Genomic DNA, 20,040 nt, shown 5'->3' with positions numbered 1-20,040 from the left:
CATGGGCGGCGACCCCTTCGTCATGGCGGCGGGGCTTTCGTCAGGCGTGCCGGGCGGCCACGCCGAGTCCGTCCAGCTCCACGGCGGCGCAGCGCCAGCGCTGGTCCTCGCCGCGCTCCAGACGGAACGCCATGGCCCGCACCCGGGCGCCGGTGGCGATGGTCGCGAAGGCCTCGACCACGGCCTGCGGGGAGTGGACCTGGACCGAGCAGCGGCGCAGGACCGGGCGGGGGCCGAGCGAGCGCAGGGGCGTCTCGGGGGCGAGCCGGACGAGCTGCTCGTACGCGTCGCCGACGGTGTGGCCGAGCATCCAGTGGACGGGCCGCTCCCCGCTCAGCACGGCGAGCAGGCGCTCGGCGAAGACGGTGTGCGGGGGGAGCGCCCGGGGCGCGGTGCGGGAGGGGCCGCCTTGCGCGGGCGTACGGGGGCGGGTGCCGGCGGCGCCGCGCGGGCGGGGTCCGGCGGAACCGCGCGGGCGCGAGCCGGCCGGGCCGCCGGGGGCGGTGCGGGGGCGGGGGAGCGGGGAGGGCGTGGCGGTGAGCGTGGTGTTCATGGCGGTCCCCTGTCGCTGCGTAACCGAGTGATACCGGTCGGTAACTTCCGTTGGGGATCTTGTACGGCCGGGCTCCGGGGCCCCGCAAGGACGCCGCCGCGGCGGGGCCGTCCCGAAACCGGATCACCTATCAGGGTGAGGCGGTCGGAGATCGGCTCTCGGCGCCCCGGCTGACGGCCCTCCGCGATGGACGGACGGCGAGTCGGGCCCGCCACCCCGAAGGGGGACTCCGCACGTATCCTGAGGGCCTCTCCGTCTACGAAAGCGGCCTGCCATGCGCGTCTACGTCCCCCTGACCCTCCCCGGTCTCGCACAGGCGCACAAGACGGGCGAGCTGGGCCCCGGCCCCCTGACCGCCTACGCCGTCACCCCCGCGCTGCGCGAGTGGTACGTCTCCGACGACATCGAGGAGCTGGAGTACGCGGCGCTCAACCGGGCCGCCTCCGCCTCCCTGCGGCTCCTCGCCGGCGACCCCGAGGCGCCCCAGCGCCGGATCGTCGTCGCCGTCGACGTGGCCGACAAGGACGCGACCGTCGACCCCGACCGCGGGCTCGACGGCGGCTCCATCGGCGAGGTCCGCGTCGCCGGAGCCGTACCGCTGGCCAAGGCCGCGGCCGTGCACGCCGACGCGGACGACGCCGAAGCGGACGTCACGGCGGCGGCGGACGCGCTGGGCGCGGCGGACCAGGGCGACGACGACGCCCAGTTCGTCGTGGACGGGGCCGAGGACCACGAGCTGCTGTGGTTCGGCGTGCAGGAGATCCCCACGCTGCTGGGCTGACCCTCCCGGGTCTTCGCCGTTCCGGGCGGCGGGTACCGTCTCTCCATGGGGAAGCACGGGAAGCACCTGGTCTGGGACTGGAACGGCACACTGCTCGACGACATCGACGCGGTGATCGGCGCGACGAACGCGGCCTTCGCTGAGCTCGGCCTCGCGTCCATCACGCTGGAGCGGTACCGCGAGCTGTACACGGTGCCGGTGCCGAAGTTCTACGAGCGGCTGATGGGACGTCTGCCGACGGACGAGGAGTGGACCGTCATGGACGGGGCCTTCCACCGGCACTATTGGCAGCGGGCCGATGCGTGCGGGCTCACCATCGGCGCGGCGGAGCTGCTCGCGGCGCGGCAGGAGGCCGGGGCCACGCAGTCGCTGCTGTCCCTCGCGCCGCACACGCACCTCGTGCCCCTCGTGCAGCGGTACGGGATCGCGGAGCGGTTCGTCCGTGTCGACGGTCGCGTCGACGCCTCGACGGACGGCAAGTCCGGACACATGGTGCGGCACCTGGCGGCGCTGGGGGTCCCGGCGGAGCGTGTCGTCGTCATCGGCGACGCGGCGGACGACGCGGTGGCGGCGGCGCACGTCGGCGCGCGGGCGGTGCTGTACACCGGCGGTTCGCACAGCCGGGCTTCGTTGTCGCGGGTGGGGGCGCCGGTGGTGGACTCCCTGGAGGAGGCCGTCGCAGTCGCGGAGGAACTGGTCTAGGGCCCAGGGTTTTCGCCCCCGCTGGGCGGGGCTCTCCGCGGGCCGCGTCCGCGGGCGGCGTCCGCGGGCGGCGTCCGTCCGGCGGTGGGGGCCGGGTGCGGCCCGGTGGGGGTTGTGGGCATACGTTCCGCACGGGCGGAACGTATGCCCACAACCCCGGCGGCGCGCCGCCCGTCAACCACCCGGCGGGCCTCAGCCCTTCGCGCGCAGGACCTTCAGGAACTCGCGCATCCAGGTGGGGTGGTCCGGCCAGGCCCGGGAGGAGACCAGGAGGCCGTCGACCACGGCCGCGCTGTCCTGGAAGGTCGCCCCGGCCGCCTGCATGTCGAGTTCCAGGGCCGGATAGGCCGTGACGCGGCGGCCCTCCAGGCTGCCGACCGCCGCCGTCAGGAGCGGGCCGTGACAGATCTGGGCCACCGGCTTGTCGGAGTCGAAGAAGGCCTTGAGGATCTTGCGGAGCTCCGGATCGTTGCGCAGGTACTCCGGCGCCCGCCCGCCCGGGATCACCACCGCCACGTAATCGCCCGGGTCGACCTCCGAGAAGGCCAGGTCGGCGGGCCAGGTGTAGCCCGGCTTCTCCGTGTACGTGTCGTACCCGGGCTCGAAGTCGTGGACGACGAAGCGGAGCTGCTTGCGGGCGGGGGCGGCGATGTCGACCTCGTAGCCCTCCTCGAGCAGCCGCTGGTAGGGGTACATCACCTCCAGCGACTCCGCCGCGTCCCCGGTCACGATCAGGATCTTCGCCATGGCTCTCCCAGATCACAGATGGTCGGTCCGTCGTGCCGCGCCCATGCTCCCGTACGCGTCGCCGTCGGCGGGGCGCTTTACGAAGAGGTCATGTGTCGCTGTCCAAAGCGTCAAACTTCCCCCGCTCTTTTGTACGCATACGGCTCATGACGGTTCGGGGGTCGGGGGCGATAGGCTTTTCCCGTGATCAGCGCGATACGCCGTGGGGGCAGCGAAGCCCCCGGCTGCCGCCCGGTCCGCGTCGGCGGCCGGGTCGAGCGTGTGTTCGCCGATCCCCTCCGTCCGGGCGCGCCACGTTCCGTGGCCGATAACGGCCCGGACATCTCTCATCCGGGCATAACGTCGACTCTGACCGGAATCACCGCGTCGTGGCGTTGTGTCCTTTCTTCCACCGACGTCACGCAACGGCGCGCGACAGGAGTCAGAGGACATGCAGACCAAGCTGGACGAAGCAAAGGCCGAGCTGCTCGAGAGGGCCGCTCGGGTAGCTGAGCACAGCCCTGTCGGGGGGCGACTTCCGACGGGCCCGGAGGGCGCCGGGGAGCGTCCGGACCGGGACACCGTGCTCGACTACCTCCAGCGCTACTACCTGCACACCGCGCCCGAGGACCTCGCCGACCGCGACCCGGTCGACGTGTTCGGCGCCGCGCTCTCTCACTACCGGCTCGCGGAGAACCGCCCGCAGGGCACCGCGAACGTGCGCGTCCACACCCCCACGGTGGAGGAGAACGGCTGGACCAGCAGCCACTCCGTCGTCGAGGTCGTCACCGACGACATGCCCTTCCTCGTCGACTCGGTCACCAACGAGCTGTCCCGCCAGGGCCGCGGCATCCACGTCGTGATCCACCCGCAGGTCCTCGTCCGCCGCGACGTGACCGGAAAGCTCATCGAGGTCCTGTCGGCCCAGATCCACGGCGAGCTGCCGCACGACGCGCTCACCGAGTCCTGGATCCACGTCGAGATCGACCGCGAGACCGACCGCGCCGACCTCAAGCAGATCACCAACGACCTGCTGCGCGTCCTGTCCGACGTCCGCGAGACGGTCGAGGACTGGGAGAAGATGCGCGATGCCGCCCTGCGCATCGCCGACGGCCTCGCCGACGAGCCCACCGCCTCCGACCTGCGGCCGACCGAGGTGGAGGAGGCCCGCGAGCTGCTGCGCTGGCTCGCCGACGACCACTTCACCTTCCTCGGCTACCGCGAGTACGAACTGGTCGACGGTGACGCCCTGTCCGCCGTGCCCGGCACCGGCCTCGGCATCCTGCGCTCCGACCCGCAGCACGGCGCCGACGACCAGGGCCACCACGCCCACCCCGTCTCGCCCTCCTTCAGCCGGCTGCCCGCCGACGCCCGCGCCAAGGCGCGCGAGCACAAGCTGCTGATCCTGACGAAGGCCAACAGCCGGGCGACCGTGCACCGCCCCTCGTACCTCGACTACGTCGGCGTGAAGAAGTTCGACGCCGAGGGCAACGTCATCGGCGAGCGCCGCTTCCTCGGCCTCTTCTCGTCCGCCGCCTACACCGAGTCCGTCCGCCGGGTCCCCGTCGTCAAGCGCAAGGTCCAGGAGGTCCTGGAGGGCGCCGGCTTCTCGCCGAACAGCCACGACGGCCGCGACCTGCTCCAGATCCTGGAGACCTACCCGCGCGACGAGCTCTTCCAGACGCCGGCCGACCAGCTGCAGTCCGTCGTCACCAGCGTCCTGTACCTGCAGGAGCGGCGCCGACTGCGGCTCTACCTGCGCCAGGACGAGTACGGCCGCTACTACTCGGCCCTCGTCTACCTGCCGCGCGACCGCTACACGACCCGTGTCCGGCTGCGGATCATCGACATCCTGAAGGAGGAGCTCGACGGCACCAGCGTCGACTTCACCGCCTGGAACACCGAGTCGATCCTCTCCCGGCTGCACTTCGTCGTCCGCGTCAAGCCCGGCACCGAGCTGGCGAAGCTCACCGACGCCGACGTCGACCGCATCGAGGCCCGGCTCGTCGAGGCCGCCCGCTCCTGGTCCGACGGCTTCGGCGAGGCGCTGAACGCCGAGTTCGGCGAGGAGCGCGCCGCCGAGCTGCTCCGCCGCTACGGCAACGCCTTCTCCGAGGGCTACAAGGCCGACCACTCGCCGCGCGCCGCCGTCGCCGACCTGGTCCGCATGGAGACCCTCGCCGCCAGCGGCAAGGACTTCGCGCTCTCCCTCTACGAGCCGGTCGCCGCCGGTCCCGGAGAGCGCCGCTTCAAGATCTACAAGACGGGCGACCAGATCTCCCTCTCCGCCGTCCTGCCGGTCCTCAACCGGCTCGGCGTCGAGGTGACCGACGAGCGTCCGTACGAGCTGCGCTGCGCCGACCGCACCCACGCCTGGATCTACGACTTCGGCCTGCGGATGCCGGCCGCCTCCGGCAACGGCGGCGACTACCTCGGCGACGACGCCCGCGAGCGCTTCCAGGAGGCCTTCGCCGCCACCTGGACCGGCCAGGCCGAGAACGACAACTTCAACTCCCTCGTCCTCTCCGCCGGGCTCACCTGGCGCGAGGCGATGGTGCTGCGCGCCTACGCCAAGTACCTGCGCCAGGCCGGGGCGACCTTCAGCCAGGACTACATGGAGGACACCCTCCGCGACAACGTCCACACCACCCGGCTGCTCGTCTCCCTCTTCGAGGCCCGGATGGCGCCGGAGCGCCAGCGCGCCGGCACCGAGCTGATCGACGGCATCCTGGAGGAGCTCGACGGCGCCCTCGACCAGGTCGCGAGCCTGGACGAGGACCGCATCCTGCGGTCCTTCCTCACCGTCATCAAGGCGACGCTGCGGACGAACTTCTTCCAGACGGCGGCGGACGGCAAGCCGCACTCCTACGTGTCGATGAAGTTCGACCCGCAGGCCATCCCGGACCTGCCGGCGCCGCGCCCGGCCTTCGAGATCTGGGTGTACTCCCCGCGCGTCGAGGGCGTCCACCTGCGCTTCGGCAAGGTCGCCCGAGGCGGCCTGCGCTGGTCCGACCGCCGTGAGGACTTCCGCACGGAGATCCTCGGCCTGGTCAAGGCGCAGATGGTGAAGAACACCGTCATCGTGCCGGTCGGCGCCAAGGGCGGCTTCGTCGCCAAGCAGCTCCCGGACCCGTCCGTGGACCGGGACGCCTGGCTGGCCGAGGGCATCGCCTCGTACAAGACCTTCATCTCGGCGCTCCTCGACATCACCGACAACCTGGTCGCGGGCGAGGTCGTGCCGCCGGTCGACGTGGTCCGCCACGACGAGGACGACACGTACCTGGTGGTCGCCGCCGACAAGGGCACCGCGACCTTCTCCGACATCGCCAACGGGGTCGCGGAGTCGTACGGCTTCTGGCTCGGCGACGCCTTCGCCTCCGGCGGCTCCGCCGGCTACGACCACAAGGGCATGGGCATCACCGCCCGCGGCGCCTGGGAGTCCGTCAAGCGGCACTTCCGCGAGCTGGGCCACGACACCCAGACCGAGGACTTCACCGTCGTCGGCGTCGGCGACATGTCCGGCGACGTCTTCGGCAACGGCATGCTGCTCTCCGAGCACATCCGCCTGGTCGCCGCCTTCGACCACCGCCACATCTTCATCGACCCGAACCCGGACGCGGCCGTCTCGTACGCCGAGCGCCGCCGGCTCTTCGACCTGCCGCGTTCCTCGTGGGCGGACTACGACACCTCGCTGCTCTCGGCGGGCGGCGGCGTCCACCCCCGCAGCGCCAAGTCCATCCCGGTCAACGCGCAGATGCGGACCGCCCTCGGCATCGAGGACGGCGTCACCAAGATGACCCCGGCCGAGCTGATGAAGGCGATCCTGCAGTCGCCCGTCGACCTGCTGTGGAACGGCGGCATCGGCACGTACGTGAAGTCCTCGGCCGAGTCCAACGCCGACGTCGGCGACAAGGCCAACGACGCCATCCGCGTCAACGGACAGGACGTCCGCGCCCAGGTCATCGGCGAGGGCGGCAACCTCGGCGCGACCCAGCTGGGCCGCATCGAGTTCGCCCGCGCCGGCGGTCCCGAGGGCCGGGGCGGCAAGGTCAACACCGACGCCATCGACAACAGCGCCGGCGTCGACACCTCCGACCACGAGGTCAACATCAAGATCCTGCTCAACGGGCTCGTCGCCGAGGGCGACATGACCGTCAAGCAGCGCAACAAGATCCTCGCGGAGATGACGGACGAGGTCGGCCGGCTCGTCCTGCGCAACAACTACGCGCAGAACACGGCCCTGGCCAACGCCGTCGCCCAGTCGCCGTCCCTGCTCCACGCCCACCAGCGCTTCATGCGCCGCCTGGGCCGCGACGGGGCCCTCGACCGCTCCCTGGAGTTCCTGCCCAACGACCGGCAGATCCGCGAACTCCTCAACAACGGCCGGGGCCTGAGCCAGCCCGAGCTCGCCGTCCTCCTCGCGTACACCAAGATCACGGTGGCCGACGAGCTGATCGGCACGGAGCTGCCGGACGACCCGTACCTGCGCGGGCTGCTCCACGCGTACTTCCCGACGCTGCTGCGCGAGAAGTTCCCCGAGGCCGTCGACAACCACGCCCTGCGCCGCGAGATCATCACGACGGTCCTGGTCAACGACACCGTCAACACCGGTGGCTCGACCTTCCTGCACCGCCTCCGCGAGGAGACGGGCGCGTCGATCGAGGAGATCGTCCGCGCGCAGACCGCCGCCCGGGTCGTCTTCCGCCTCGGCCAGGTCTGGGACGCCGTCGAGGCCCTCGACAACCAGGTGCCGGCCGACGTCCAGACCCGGATGCGGCTGCACTCCCGCCGGCTCGTCGAGCGCGGCACCCGCTGGCTGCTCAACAACCGGCCGCAGCCGCTCCAGCTCAGCGAGACCATCGAGTTCTTCGCCGAGCGCGTCGAGGAGGTCTGGACGCAGCTGCCGCAGCTGCTGCGCGGCGCGGACCTGGAGTGGTACCAGTCGATCCTGGGCGAGCTGACCGAGGTCGGCGTGCCGGAGGAGCTCGCGCTGCGCGTCGCCGGCTTCTCCTCAGCCTTCCCGATCCTCGACGTCGTCGCGATCGCGGACCGGATGGGCAAGGAGCCGCTCGCGGTCGCCGAGGTCTACTACGACCTGGCGGACCGGCTGCGGATCACCGACCTGATGGACCGGATCATCGAGCTGCCGCGCAGCGACCGGTGGCAGTCGATGGCCCGTGCCTCGATCCGCGAGGACCTCTTCGCGGCGCACGCGGCGCTGACCGCCGACGTCCTGACGGTGGGCAACGGCACGACCAGCCCCGAGGAGCGGTTCAAGGAGTGGGAGGAGAAGAACGCGGCGATCCTGGGCCGCGCGCGGACGACCCTGGACGAGATCCAGGGCTCGGACACCTTCGACCTGGCGAACCTGTCGGTGGCGATGCGGACGATGCGGACGCTGCTCCGCTCGCACGGCTAGTCGCGTAGGCGCGATACGAGGAAGGGCCCCGCCGGTTTTCCGGTCGGGGCCCTTCCTCATTCCGCGTCGGGTGCCGTCGAGGTCCACAGGCGGCGGGCGGCGAGCAGGGCCGCCGCGAGGAGCAGGCCGTTGCGGAGCACCATGACGGCCAGGCCGGTGGTGGTGCCGTCCACCACGTCCGCGTAGAGGACGGGGTACGCCAGGGAGCTGAGGGCGGCCGCCGGGAGCAGCAGCAGGGCGACCGGCCGCATCACGGTGTCGCGGGAGGTCAGACAGACGGCGGCGAGGCCGATCAGCCAGATCATGTACTGGGGGCTGATCACCCGGCTGGTGGCGGTGAAGAGCAGGACGGCGGTGAGGGCCGCGTCGAGCGGGGTGGCGGGGGTCCAGCGGCGGGCCTGGAGGCGCCACAGGAGCAGCCAGCCGAAGGCGAGGACGGTGAGCAGCAGGGCGAGGTGCCCGAGGGTGGAGACGTACGGGCCGACGTACTCGAAGGCCCCGTAGCGGAACTCGACCCCGCCCGGCCAGGCCCCGGTGGCGCGGGCCACCGCGAGGGCCGTGCCGCCGAGCGACTCGATCTGGATGCCGCGGCTGCCCTGCTGGCGCAGGAAGCCCAGCGGCTCGGAGAAGAACAGCGCCAGGGTGGCGAGGAGCGCGAGGGCGGTGACGGCGGCGGCGGTCCAGGCCTCCCGGGTGGTACGGCCCCGGGGCGTGCCGATCAGGGCGAGCGCGGGCCACACCTTGACCATGGCGCCGATCCCGGCGAGCGCTCCGCCGAGCCGGTGGGCGGCGGGGGAGCGGGTGCCGAGGGCGAGCAGGGCGAGCACGGCGAGGGCGGTGGTCTGCACGTCGAACCGGGCGAGCGGCAGGTGGAGGAGGAGGGGGAGGCCGCAGACCCAGATCCAGGCGCCGTGGGTGAGTCGGGCGCTGTCGGCGCGGGCGAGGGCGAGCGTGACGACGGCGTCGGCGAGGAGGGTGAGGGCGACGAAGGCCTGGAAGTAGGTGAGCCAGGGGAGGAGGCCCGGCGCCATGACCACGAGCCCCGCGCCGGGCGGGTACTGCCACATGGCGTCGCCGGGCGGGAAAGTGCCGGCGGCGAACTGCCCGTACCAGTACCGGTAGAGGCCCACCTCGCGGCCCACCCCGCCGATGCCGAGGTCGTCGCGGACGAGCAGCAGGAGCATGCCGGCCCGGGCGAGGATCCAGACGGCGGCGAGGGCGAGGTCGGGGCCGCGGCCCACGGTGACGAAGGTGGCGGAGGTGAAGGTGTCCGACTCGAAGGGGGACTTGGTGAGGGCGGGGGGCTCGCTCGCGGAGCGGGGCGGGACGGGGGGCCGGTCCTCGGGTCGTGGCGGTGACTGGGGCTGATCGTTCGTCATCCCACCGCACTTTAGACCGTGATGTCCTGTTTGTTCGGCTACTTCGCTCCCGGCCGGGCCGTGAACTCCTCGTATGCCGCCACCACCTCCTTCGCCGGCCCGTCCATCCGCAGCGTCCCGGCCTCCAGCCACAGCGCCCGGTCGCAGGTCCGGGTGATCGTGGAGTTCGAGTGGCTGACCAGGAAGACCGTCCCGGCCTCCGCCCGCAGCTCGTCGATCCGCTCCTGGCTGCGGCGGCGGAAGCGCGCGTCGCCGGTCGCCAGGGCCTCGTCGATGAGGAGCACGTCGTGGCTCCTGGCGGCGGCGATGGAGAAGCGCAGCCGGGCGCCCATTCCGGAGGAGTACGTCCGCATCGGGCGGGAGATCGCGTCCTCCTTCTCGTTGACGCCGGAGAAGTCGACGATCCCGTCGTAGCGCTCCTGGACCTCCGTGCGGCTCATGCCCATCGCGAGGCCGCCCAGGACCACGTTCCGCTCGCCGGTCAGGTCGTCCATCAGGGCCGCGTTCACGCCGAGGAGGGAGGGCTGCCCATGGGTGTAGATCCGCCCCCGGTCCAGGGGCTGGAGGCCCGCGACGGCCTTCAGGAGGGTGGATTTCCCGGATCCGTTCGAACCGATCAGGCCGATCGCCTCGCCCCGGTGCGCGACGAAGCTGACGCCCTTCACGGCGTGGACCCGGCGGCCGGCCGGAGCCGGACGGCGGCGCAGCACCCGGCCGAGCGCGGCGGTGGCGCCGCCCCGGCCGCCGGGGTGTCCGCCGTGGACGGTGTACGTGACGTGGACGCCGTCCGCCACGACGGTGGGCGCCCTGGACGGTTCAGCCACGGCCGTACGTCTCCTCCGCCTTCCAGAACCAGACGAAGCCGCCCCCGAAGGCCAGCAGGGCCCAGCCGGCGGCGAGCGCCCACACGTGCGGCGGCAGCTGCGCCGCCGTGAAGCTCCCGATCAGGGCGAAGCGCATGAGGTCGATGTAGACCGCCGCCGGGTTGCACTGGAGCGCGAGGACCACGGCCTCCGGGAAGCGGCCGTTGCCCGCCAGGTTCTGGATCGAGAACATGGCGCCCGAGGCGTACATCCAGGTGCGCAGCACGAACGGCATCAGCTGGCTGACGTCCGGGGTGCGGGCCGCGATCCGGGCCAGGGCGAGCGCCACGCCCGTGCTGAACAGCGCCTGGAGGAACAGCGCCGGGACGGCGAGCAGCCAGCTCCAGGTCGGGAACTGGCCGAAGGCGGCCAGCAGCACGACGAGCGCGGCGAGCGAGAACAGCAGCTGCTGGAGCTGCTGGACCGCGAGCGAGATCGGCAGGCTCGCGCGCGGGAAGTGCAGGGCGCGGACCAGGCCCAGGTTGCCGCTGATCGCCCGGGTGCCGGCCAGGGCCGTGTTGGCCGTGAAGGTCCACACGAAGATGCCGGTCACCAGGAAGGGGACGTAGTCGGGCACGCCGTTCTTCGCGTTCATGATGACGCCGAAGATCAGGTAGTACACGGCCGCGTTGAGGAGCGGGGTCATCACCTGCCAGACCTGGCCGAGGCGCGCCTGGCTGAACTGGGCGGTGAGGCGGGCGGTTGCGAAGGCGGCGATGAAGTCGCGGCGGGACCAGAGCTGCCGCACGTAGACGGGGAGCGAGGGGCGGGCGCCGCTGACGCTCAGGCCGTGGCGGCGGGCGAGGGCGCCGAGGTCCTCCGCGGGGACGGGCGGTGCCTGCTTCTGGGGTGCGGGTGGGGCCAGGGTCGTGGTCACGGGCGGGCGCTTTCGACGAGGGGTGCGCGCATGCGTGGACGCATGCGCCGTCGGCGATGGGACGGGTTCGTATCGTCGCTACGGTGAGGTTAGGACGCTCCCACGACGGAACGCAACCGTATCGTCGTAACGCCCTCGGGGCGTCGCCGTTGGTTAGGATGCCGTTCATGACCGACCCGACCCCCCGCCGCGCCCCCGCCGGAGCCGCCGTACTCCGCGAGGACGTGACCGAGGCCATCCGCGCCGCCGTCTTCGAGGAGCTCGCGGCCGTCGGCTTCGCCCGGATGTCCATCGAGGGCATCGCGCGCCGCGCGGGCGTCGGCAAGACCGCCGTCTACCGGCGCTGGAAGTCCAAGCTCTCCCTCGTCCTGGACCTCGTCGGCGCCTTCGCCGCCCAGGGCCTCCCGGCACCCGCCAGCGGCTCCCTGTACGGGGACGTGCGCGCCCTCCTCGAAGTGGCCTCGCACGCCCTGCGCCACCCGGTCGCCTCCCAGGTCATCCCGGACCTGCTCGTCGAGGCCGCCCGGCACCCCGAGATCGCCGAGACCGTCAAGGCCGTGCTGCTCGACGGACAGCAGGGCGTCATGACCCAGATCGTCCGCGAGGCCGTCGCACGCGGCGAACTCCCCGAGGGCGCCGACCCGGGCAAGGCCCTCGACCTGGCCGTCGGCCCGCTCTACTGGCGCCTCGTCGTCGTCCGCACGCCCCTGCCGAAGGGGTACGTGGACGAACTCGCGCGCTCGGCGGTGGCGGCGCTCAAGGCGTGACCCCCCGGGGGCTACTTCACCGCGCCCGCCATCACCCCCGAGGCGAACTGCCGCTGGAACGCGAAGAACACCACCAGCGGCACCACCATCGACACGAACGCCCCCGGCGCGAGCACGTCCACGTTGTTGCCGAACTGGCGCACCTGCTGCTGGAGCGCCACCGTGATCGGCGGCGACTGCGAGTCCGCGAAGATCAGCGCGATCAGCATGTCGTTCCACACCCACAGGAACTGGAAGATCCCCAGCGAGGCGATCGCCGGACCGCCGAGCGGCAGCACCACCCGGGTGAAGAGACGGATTTCGCCCGCCCCGTCGAGCCGCGCCGCCTCGAGCAGCTCGCGCGGGATCTCCGCGAAGAAGTTCCGCAGCAGGAAGATCGCGAACGGCAGGCCGAAGGCCGTGTGGAAGAGGACCACCCCGGCCGTCGTCTCGAAGAGCCCCACCGCCCCGAACAGCTTCGACACCGGCACCAGGGCCACCTGCACCGGCACCACGAGGAGCGCGACCACGCCCAGGAACCACCAGTCCCGGCCCGGGAAATCCAGCCACGCGAAGGCGTAACCGGCGAGCGAGCCGATGAGCAGGACCAGGAGGGTGGCCGGGACGGTGATCAGGACGGTGGAGACCAGCGAGCCGGTGATCGTGTCGTTCGCCAGGAGACGGTCGTAGTTCTCCACGGTCAGCTGGGCCGGGGCCGTGAACACCTGCCACCAGCCGCTCGCCGCGATGTCGGACGGCGAGCGGAGCGAGGAGAGCAGCAGTCCGACCGTCGGCATCAGCCAGAACAGGCCCGCGAGGAGGAGGAAGACCCGGACGGCCCCGGACGCGGCCCCGCCGGCGAGCCGGGCGGCGAGGCGCGCGCCGGACCCGGGGGTGCTCCGGGGGGTGGTCTCGGCCGTGGTCCCTGCTGCGGTCTCGGTGGTGCGCGGCGTCATCGGCGGGACTCCCTTCGGATGCGGCGGATGTTGACCACCATCACCGGCAGCACGAGGAGGAGCAGGACGACGGCGATGGCCGAGCCGACCCCGAGGTCCGCGTCCGTGCCGAAGGACGAGCGGTACAGCTGGAGCGCGAGCACGTTCGCGTCGTCCTGCGCGGAGCCCGGTGCGATGACGAAGACCAGGTCGAAGACCTTGAGCACGTTGATCATCAGGGTGACCAGGACGACCACGAGGACCGGCGCCAGGAGCGGCACCGTGATCCGCCGGAACACCTGCCACTCGTTCGCCCCGTCCACCCGCGCCGCCTCCAGGAGTTCGCGCGGCACGGCCGCGAGCCCGGCGCCGATCAGGACCATCGCGAACCCGGCCCACATCCACACGTACGCCCCGATCACCGCCGGGGTGACGAGCGAAGGGCCCAGCCACTCCACGCCGTTGTACTGCTCCCGGAAGTTGCTCGCGGGCAGCCGCAGCACGGCCCCGTCGGCGCGGTCCGCCGGCAGGGTGAAGCTGCCGTCGGCCGCCGCCGTGGCCGTCGCGACCACCTTCCCGTCCCGTACCGCCTCGATCCGCAGCCCCTTCAGGCCCAGCTCCTTCGGATCGACCGCGTTCGGCTTCCCGCCGCCGCCCCGGGTGAAGTCCAGCCAGGCCGTCCCGGTGATCTCGGTGCCCGCCGCGGTCGGCGCGTGCGCCGGGCGGGCGTCGGGGGGCATCTGCGCCGGCGCCACCCCGACCAGCGGCAGCAGCACCGGCACCCCCGCCCGCACCGGCTCCTCGGTGACGAACGCGCCGCCGCCGGCCGCCTCCAGCGGATGCACGGGCAGCGGCCGGGCCCGCGGGAAGCCGGAGGACTCGGCGAAGGTGTCGTGGACCCCCACCCAGACCGCGTTGGCGACCCCCCGGTCCGGGTCCTGCTCGTAGACCAGCCGGAAGATGATCCCGGCGGCGAGCATCGAGATCGCCATAGGCATGAAGACGACCAGCTTGAACGCCGTGCCCCAGCGCACGCGTTCGGTCAGCACCGCGAAGACCAGACCGAGCGCGGTGGCGACCGCCGGGGCCACCACCAGCCAGATCAGGTTGTTGCGGACGGCGGTGCGGAGCGAGTCGTCGGTGACGAGCGCGAGGTAGTTGTCGAAGCCGACGAAGGAGGTGTCGGAACGGTCGAAGAGCGACCGCCGGACGGAGTACCCGATCGGGTAGACGACGAGCGCGCCGAGCAGGAGCAGGGCGGGGAGCAGGAAACCCGCCGCGACCGCCCTGCTCCTGCCCCTGCCTCTGGTGCTGGTGGCCGGCATGTCGGCCTCAGCCCTTCGCGGCGGCCTTGTACGCCTTCGCCGCGTCCGCCTCCAGGCGGGCCTGGGTCCCGGCGACGTCCTTCGGGTTCTTCAGGAAGTCCTGGAGCGCCTTCCACTCGCCCTTGCCCGGCGTCCCGCCGAAGGACTGCGGCATCTGGTCCGACATGTCGAAGCGGAAGTCGTCACCGGCGCCGATGAGCGCCTTGGCGATCTCGCGCTGGACGTCGTTCGGGTACGCCGCCGGGTCCAGGTTCTTGTTGGGGGAGAGGAAGCCGCCCTCGGCCGCCCAGATCTTCGCCGCGTCCGGGGAGGCGAGGAAGGCGAGCAGCGCCTGCGCGCCCTTGGTGTCCTTCAGGGCCACGGCCGCGTCGCCGGCCGTCACCACCGGGACCGTGCCGCCGTCGCCGACCTTCGGGAAGGGGAAGACCTTCGCGTCCTTCCCGATCTCCGCCTTGGTCTGCGCGATGTTGACGGCGGCGAAGTCGCCCTCGAAGACCATCGCCCCCTTGGGCTGGTCGCCGCCCGTGAAGGTCTGCGTGACCGAGGCCGGGTACTCCGTCTGCAGCGCGCCGCCCGGTCCGCCCGCGATCAGCGCCGGCTTGCCGAAGAGCTCGGCGAGGGTCTTCAGGGCGGCGGCGACGGACGGGTCCGTCCACTTGATCTCGTGCTTCGCCAACTGGTCGTACTTGGCCGGGCCGGCCTGCGAGAGGTAGACGTTCTCGAACCAGTCGGTGAGCGTCCAGCCGTCCGCGCCGCCGACCGAGACCGGGGTCACGCCGGAGGCGGAGATCGTCTCGGCGGTGGCGAGGAAGTCCTTCCAGGTCTTCGGCTCGGAGGCGCCCGCGTTCTCGAAGACGGCGCTGTTGTACCAGACCAGGGACTTGTTGGCGGCCTTGAAGTAGACCCCGTACTGGGTGCCGTCCACCGCGCCGAGATCCTGCCAGCCGCGCGAGTAGTTCGCCGCCAGCGCGGCCTTGGCGTCCGGGCCGACCGGCTTCAGCCACTTCTGGGCGGCGGCCTGCTGGATCGCGCCCACCTGCGGGAGCATCGCCACGTCCGGCGGCGAACCGCCGGCGATCTTCGTGCCGAGGAAGTTGACGATCGGGTCCTGGGCGGGCACGAAGGTGACGGTCGCGCCGGTGCGCTTCTCGAACTCCTTCAGGACCTTGGTGAAGTTCTCCTGCTCGGGTCCCGTCCAGACGGCGGCGACCTCGATCTTCTCGCCCTTCAGGGAGAGGTCGCGGTTCGGTGCGGGCTCCGGATCCTTCGAGGTGCCGTCGTCGCCGCAGCCCGCGAGGGCGAGTGCGGCCACCGCCGTCAACGCCGTGAGGGTCACTGCGGCCTTGCGTGGACGAAGAGTTGTACGCATCGCTGCCCCGTCTCTCCCGTGCGCTTCGCTGTCCCGTGCGTTTCGCTGTCCGTCCGACAGGTCTACGCCGGGCCGCGGAGGCCCGCAATACCGCCTTCCGTGTCAAGCGGGTGATCGTGATGCCCTCGTGACGTGGCGTCAGCCGTGTGTGGCGGGGGTCAGCGGGGGCACGGGCGTCGCCTCGACCGAGCGCGCCGCACGGTCCAGCGCGCTCGCCAGGAGCGCCAGGTCCGTCGGCCCGTTGCCCAGCTCGCGGACCGGGCGACGGGTGGGCGGATCGCCCATCCGCTCCCACTCCAGCGGGACGACCGTCGGGCGGAGCGTCGCCGTCCGGGGGATCCGGCCCGTGACGCGACCCGCCTGGAAGGGGGTCACCCGGCCGTCCGGATGCCCGAGGCGGCCCCGTCCGGCCGCCGGCACGTCCGGGCCCGCCGCCACCGGGGGCGCGTCGAGCACGATCCGCAGCCGGGCCCCGTGGGCCAGCTCCGTGTCGACGGTGCGGTCCGGGCGCGCCGAGGTCGCCACGAGGTGCACCCCGAGCCGCTCGCCGTGCCGGGCGACGGCCTCCAGGGCCCGCACGACGGACCCGGCGGCCGGCCGGCCGGGGGCGCCGAGCGCGGGGGCGACCAGGGCGTCGAAGTCGTCGACGAGGACGACGAGCCGCGGCAGCTGCCCGGCCCCCGCCGCCCGCACGGGCGCCTGCTCCCCGGAAGCGGGCCGCGGGATCCGCCCCGCGGACTCCTCGGTGGCGGGGTGGGGGACGCGGCCGCCGGCCCGGGCGGTGGGGTCGTCGGTGGTGGGGTGGGCGGCGCGACTGCCGGGCCGACCGGTCGCGTCGTCGGCGCCGGGGTACGGGGTGCGGCTGCTGGAGCGGCCGGTCACGTCGTCGGCGCCGGGGTACGGCACGCGGCCGCTGGTCCGGGCGGTGACGTCGCCTGCGCCCGCGCGCGGGGTGCGGCCGCTCGGGTGCTCGGTGAGGTCGCCGTCGCCCGTGCGGAGGGTGCGGCTGCTCGGGCGGTCGTCGAAGGATCCGCCGTCCCGCCGCGGCAGCCGCCCGCTGGGCGTGTCGGCCAGGAAGGGGTCCCCGCCGGACCGCGCCCGCGCGCCGGACCGCTCGTCGAGGGCCCCGTCGCCGGCACGGGGCACGCGCCCGCTGGGGCGGTCCGTGAGGTCACCGGCCCGGGAGACGCGCCCGCTCGGGCGGTCGCCGAGATCGCCCGCGCCGGGGTGGGGGACGCGTCCGCTGGAGCGACCGGCGACGTCGTCGGCGCCGGGGTACGGGGTGCGGCTGCTGGAGCGGCCGGTGACGTCTTCCGCGCCCGGGTACGGGACACGGCCGCTGGGCCGGCCCGTCACGTCGCCCGCCCCCGGGTAGGGCACGCGTCCGCTGGAGCGGTCGGTGAGGTCCTCCGCGCCGGGGCGCGGCACGCGGCCGCTCGTGCGGCTCGGCGCGTCGTCCGCGGCCGTGCGCGGCGGGCGGACGCCCGGGTGGTCCGTGGGGTCCGGGTCGGTCGTGCGGAGAGTGCGGCTGCTGGGGCGGCCGCCGAGCTCGCCCGTGCCCGGGTGCGGGACGCGGCCGCTCGTGCGGCCCGTCACGTCGTCCGCCCCCGCGCGCGGCACCCGGCCGCTGCTGGGGAGCGCGCCGATCGTGCCGTCGCCCGTGCGCAGCGTGCGGCCGCTGGGGCGGTCCGCGAGGTCACCGGCGTCCGGGACGCGGACGGTCGCGCGGGCTCCCTGGGGCACGGTCTCCGCCGCGCTCGGGGCGCGCTGCCCGATCAGCCGGTCGGCGACGGGCGTGCGGCCGCCGCGGCGGTCGGCGAAGTGGCCGTCTCCCAGCAGCTCCGCCCGGCGCTTCAGCTCGGCGCCGAGCGCCTGGGCGAACTCCCGCATCCGCACCGGGTCCGAGGCGACCAGGTGCTCGGTGACGTGCGGCAGCTCCGTACAGACCGAGAGGCCCTCGCCGCGCTCGCCGCCCGCGCCGTCCACGAGGAGCAGCCCGAGCCGGTCCGGGCGGCCGCCCGCCGCGAGCGAGGCGGCGATCGAGCGGAGCAGCTCCGTCCGCCCGCTGCCCGCCGGGCCCTCGATCAGCAGGTGCGGGCCCTCCTTGGCGAGGTCCACGGCGAGCGGCCCGCGCGGCCCCGCGCCCAGGACGGCCGTGCCGTCCCCGGCGGACGCCCAGCGGGCCATCAGGGAGGCGGGGGTGGCCCGGGCGAGCCCGAGCTCGTCGAGGAGCCGGGCCGACGGGGGCAGCGCGGCGGCCCGGGCGCCCGGCGCCGCGGCCGTCTCGGGGCGCAGCGGGGCGAGGGCCCGGCCGAACCGCTCGGCCCAGGCGACGGAGACCGCGTCGACGACGCCGACGGTGCCGTGGCCCGCGAGCCGCCCGCCGGAGGTGCGCAGCAGCCGCAGGGCCGTCGCCACGTCGCCGCTCAGGAGCGCCGCGGCCCCGCACTCGCGGAAGGCGAGGGACGCGGCGCACGCGGCCTCGTACGTGGCGGCCACGGGCGAGTCCGGGGTGGCTGAGGGCGCCTCGGCGAGGCACAGGAGGTGGATGCCGGCCGCCGCGCCCACGCCCGCGAGCCGTGCGACCGTCTCGCGCAGTGCCGCGGATCCGGGGTCGCCGTCGACGATCACGACCGTCGTCGGCCCCTCGTGGCGGGCCGCGGCCTCGGCGACGGACGCGCGGTCGGCGCTGGGCCAGCCGGGGCCGAGCGGCCCGTCGTCGAGCCGCCGGGTCAGTTCGGCCGTGCGCGCGTGGGCCTGGTCGCGGTCGTACGCCAGGAGCAGTCGGCAGTCCTGGCCGTGGGCCGGCCGGACGTGCGGGAGCCAGCCGAGCCAGCCCCAGGCGCGGCGCCGCTCCTCCATGGAGCGGTTCCGGTCGGCGCTGATGAGGACGATCTCCAGGTCGGAGGGGGAGTGCAGGGCGGCGAGCTGGGCCACGACCGAGCGCGCGAGCCCGGTGAGCCGGTCGCCGGGGCCCGCCAGGCCGAGGGACCCGGCCTCGCGCAGTCCGACGGTGACCGGCACGCCGGAGAGTTCGGCGCGGTCGGTCGTGCCGAGCCGGACCACCAGGGACTCGGGGTGGTCCTGGCCCCGCTCCCAGAGCCGGGGGCCCGGGCCGAGGGCGGTGAGCAGGACGGTGGCGGGGTCGGGCCAGGTGTCGGCGCGCGGTACGGGGCCGGGGGCGCCGCCCCGCGCGCCGGGGCCGGGCCGGACGCCCGCGTGCGTGTCCGGGGAGGCGTGGGGGCCGGCGGCGGGGGCCGGGGGCTCCTCGCGGCCGCCCGCGAGGCGCCGGGCCCACGCGCCGAGCCCGCGCTTGCCGCCGCCGCGCGCGGGGGCGGCGGGAGGTGCGGGCGCCGCGGGGGCGTCCCCCGGGGCGGGGTCGGTCTGCCGGGTCCTGCCGTGCGGCTCGGCCCCGCCGCGGCCGTCGTCGAAGGAGGCGCCGTCGTGCGCGTCCCCCGCGTGCGCGTGGCCCCCGTCGTAGACCTCGCCGAACGCGATGCCGCGCGCGCCGCCGTGGGTGGTGTGGTCGGCCGATCCCGCCCGGCCGGTGCGGTCCGGGACGCCCGTGCAGCGGGCGACGCGCAGGTGGCCCTCGCCGTCCGGTGCGGTCGCCGACGCGTCCGTACCACCGGGGCCCGTCAGCCGGAGGGCGGACTCGCCGATGCGCAGCAGCGCGCCCGGGCGGAGCGGCACCGGGCGGTCGCCGACGGGCACGCCGTCGAGCGTCGTGCCGTTCGTCGAGCCGCGGTCGGAGACCGTGACCCGGCCGTCCTCGCCGACGGTCACCGTGCAGTGGGCGCGGGAGACGTCGGGGTCGTCGAGGGGCACGTCGGCGTCGGCGGAACGGCCGATTCTGATCGCTCCGCCGTGCAGCAGGTGCACTCCGCCCGCGTCCGGTCCGGCCACCACGTGCAGCCGGGCGGAGGCCGTCTCGTCGACCCGGTCGTCCGGGCCGGGGACCTGGAGGGAGAGGACCGCGCCGTCGACCAGCGGGGGCTCGCCGAGGACGCAGCGCCGGCCGTCGAGCCGCTCCGCGCCCGCGTAGAGCACGGTCGTGCCCGAGGCGGAGGTGTCGGGGCCGGTGACGGCGGCGGCGAGGTTCGAGGCCACGGCGGCGAGAGCCGTCCCGGCGGGGGCCGTGACGAGCACGTCGCAGGCGCGCCCGGCGCCGTGGCCGGCGTACGGCGCGAGGACGGTCAGCCGGATCTGCATCGCCGTCAGCGGTCCCTTCTGCGCGAGCCGGCTCGGCAGGGGGGAACCGCCCTGTGTCTCCCCCCACCCGGCACGGACGCGTCGCCCGGTACAGGTCGGCACGGCGCGGGGGCTCCCGACCCCGTCGATGCGACGTGCTGTAGGCATCCTCGC

13 protein-coding genes are annotated in these 20,040 nt (G+C 74.0%); 4 read left to right on the top strand and 9 right to left on the bottom strand.

Features of this window, described 5'->3' with window-relative positions:
- Positions 1–40 precede the first annotated feature (40 nt).
- Positions 41–553 (bottom strand): Rv3235 family protein, encoded by a 513-nt coding sequence (locus tag K7G60_RS16095; RefSeq protein ID WP_225801589.1) that lies wholly within the window; start codon positions 551–553, stop codon positions 41–43.
- A 274-nt stretch (positions 554–827) separates the two neighbouring features.
- On the opposite strand from K7G60_RS16095, the gene K7G60_RS16090 reads away from it, so the two are divergent.
- Together K7G60_RS16090 and K7G60_RS16085 are read left to right on the top strand one after the other, a co-directional pair.
- Positions 828–1,334, top strand: a complete 507-nt coding sequence (locus K7G60_RS16090) for a hypothetical protein (RefSeq protein WP_225801588.1) — start codon at positions 828–830, stop codon at positions 1,332–1,334.
- A 45-nt stretch (positions 1,335–1,379) separates the two neighbouring features.
- Positions 1,380–2,036 (top strand): HAD family hydrolase, encoded by a 657-nt coding sequence (locus tag K7G60_RS16085; protein ID WP_225801587.1) that lies wholly within the window; start codon positions 1,380–1,382, stop codon positions 2,034–2,036.
- A 192-nt stretch (positions 2,037–2,228) separates the two neighbouring features.
- On the opposite strand, the gene K7G60_RS16080 is transcribed toward K7G60_RS16085, so the two are convergent.
- Positions 2,229–2,783, bottom strand: coding sequence for a DJ-1/PfpI family protein (locus K7G60_RS16080; RefSeq protein WP_190160270.1), 555 nt, complete (start codon positions 2,781–2,783; stop codon positions 2,229–2,231).
- A gap of 430 nt (positions 2,784–3,213) precedes the next feature.
- Between K7G60_RS16080 and K7G60_RS16075 the strand changes: the two genes are divergently transcribed.
- Entirely contained in the window at positions 3,214–8,181 is a 4,968-nt protein-coding gene (locus K7G60_RS16075) for an NAD-glutamate dehydrogenase (RefSeq protein WP_225801586.1), read from the top strand.
- A 56-nt stretch (positions 8,182–8,237) separates the two neighbouring features.
- Here the strand turns inward: K7G60_RS16075 and K7G60_RS16070 are convergent, their stop codons facing one another.
- The 3 genes from K7G60_RS16070 to K7G60_RS16060 are packed head-to-tail and all read right to left on the bottom strand — an operon-like array spanning position 8,238 to position 11,300.
- Positions 8,238–9,560: a glycosyltransferase 87 family protein gene (locus tag K7G60_RS16070; protein WP_374115634.1), complete on the bottom strand. Its 1,323-nt coding sequence runs from the start codon at positions 9,558–9,560 to the stop codon at positions 8,238–8,240.
- A 38-nt stretch (positions 9,561–9,598) separates the two neighbouring features.
- Entirely contained in the window at positions 9,599–10,384 is a 786-nt protein-coding gene (locus K7G60_RS16065) for an ABC transporter ATP-binding protein (RefSeq protein ID WP_225801585.1), read from the bottom strand.
- Positions 10,377–11,300: an ABC transporter permease gene (locus K7G60_RS16060; protein ID WP_225801584.1), complete on the bottom strand. Its 924-nt coding sequence runs from the start codon at positions 11,298–11,300 to the stop codon at positions 10,377–10,379. Before K7G60_RS16060 ends, K7G60_RS16065 begins: the two co-directional genes overlap by 8 nt.
- A gap of 167 nt (positions 11,301–11,467) precedes the next feature.
- Here K7G60_RS16060 and K7G60_RS16055 point away from each other — a divergent pair, with 167 nt between their 5' ends.
- Complete coding sequence (locus K7G60_RS16055; RefSeq protein ID WP_225801583.1) at positions 11,468–12,067, top strand: TetR/AcrR family transcriptional regulator; 600 nt, start codon at positions 11,468–11,470, stop codon at positions 12,065–12,067.
- An 11-nt stretch (positions 12,068–12,078) separates the two neighbouring features.
- Here the strand turns inward: K7G60_RS16055 and K7G60_RS16050 are convergent, their stop codons facing one another.
- The 4 genes from K7G60_RS16050 to K7G60_RS16035 form a co-directional block, all read right to left on the bottom strand.
- Entirely contained in the window at positions 12,079–13,002 is a 924-nt protein-coding gene (locus K7G60_RS16050) for a carbohydrate ABC transporter permease (RefSeq protein ID WP_225801582.1), read from the bottom strand.
- Complete coding sequence (locus K7G60_RS16045; RefSeq protein WP_225801581.1) at positions 12,999–14,306, bottom strand: carbohydrate ABC transporter permease; 1,308 nt, start codon at positions 14,304–14,306, stop codon at positions 12,999–13,001. Before K7G60_RS16045 ends, K7G60_RS16050 begins: the two co-directional genes overlap by 4 nt.
- A 7-nt stretch (positions 14,307–14,313) precedes the next feature.
- A complete protein-coding gene (locus K7G60_RS16040) occupies positions 14,314–15,675 on the bottom strand; it encodes an ABC transporter substrate-binding protein (RefSeq protein WP_225801580.1) in 1,362 nt (453 codons plus the stop codon).
- Positions 15,676–15,813: 138 nt separating this feature from the next.
- Positions 15,814–19,887 carry an FHA domain-containing protein gene (locus K7G60_RS16035; RefSeq protein ID WP_225801579.1) on the bottom strand — a complete coding sequence of 1,358 codons (4,074 nt, stop codon included), beginning with the start codon at positions 19,885–19,887 and terminating at the stop codon, positions 15,814–15,816.
- Between the last annotated feature and the right edge of the window lie 153 nt (positions 19,888–20,040).

This window comes from Streptomyces sp. NK15101 (genome assembly GCF_020400725.1).
Taxonomy (GTDB): domain Bacteria; phylum Actinomycetota; class Actinomycetes; order Streptomycetales; family Streptomycetaceae; genus Streptomyces.
Note: the sequence above shows the minus strand (reverse complement) of the source record. Positions and strands in the feature narration are given on the sequence as shown.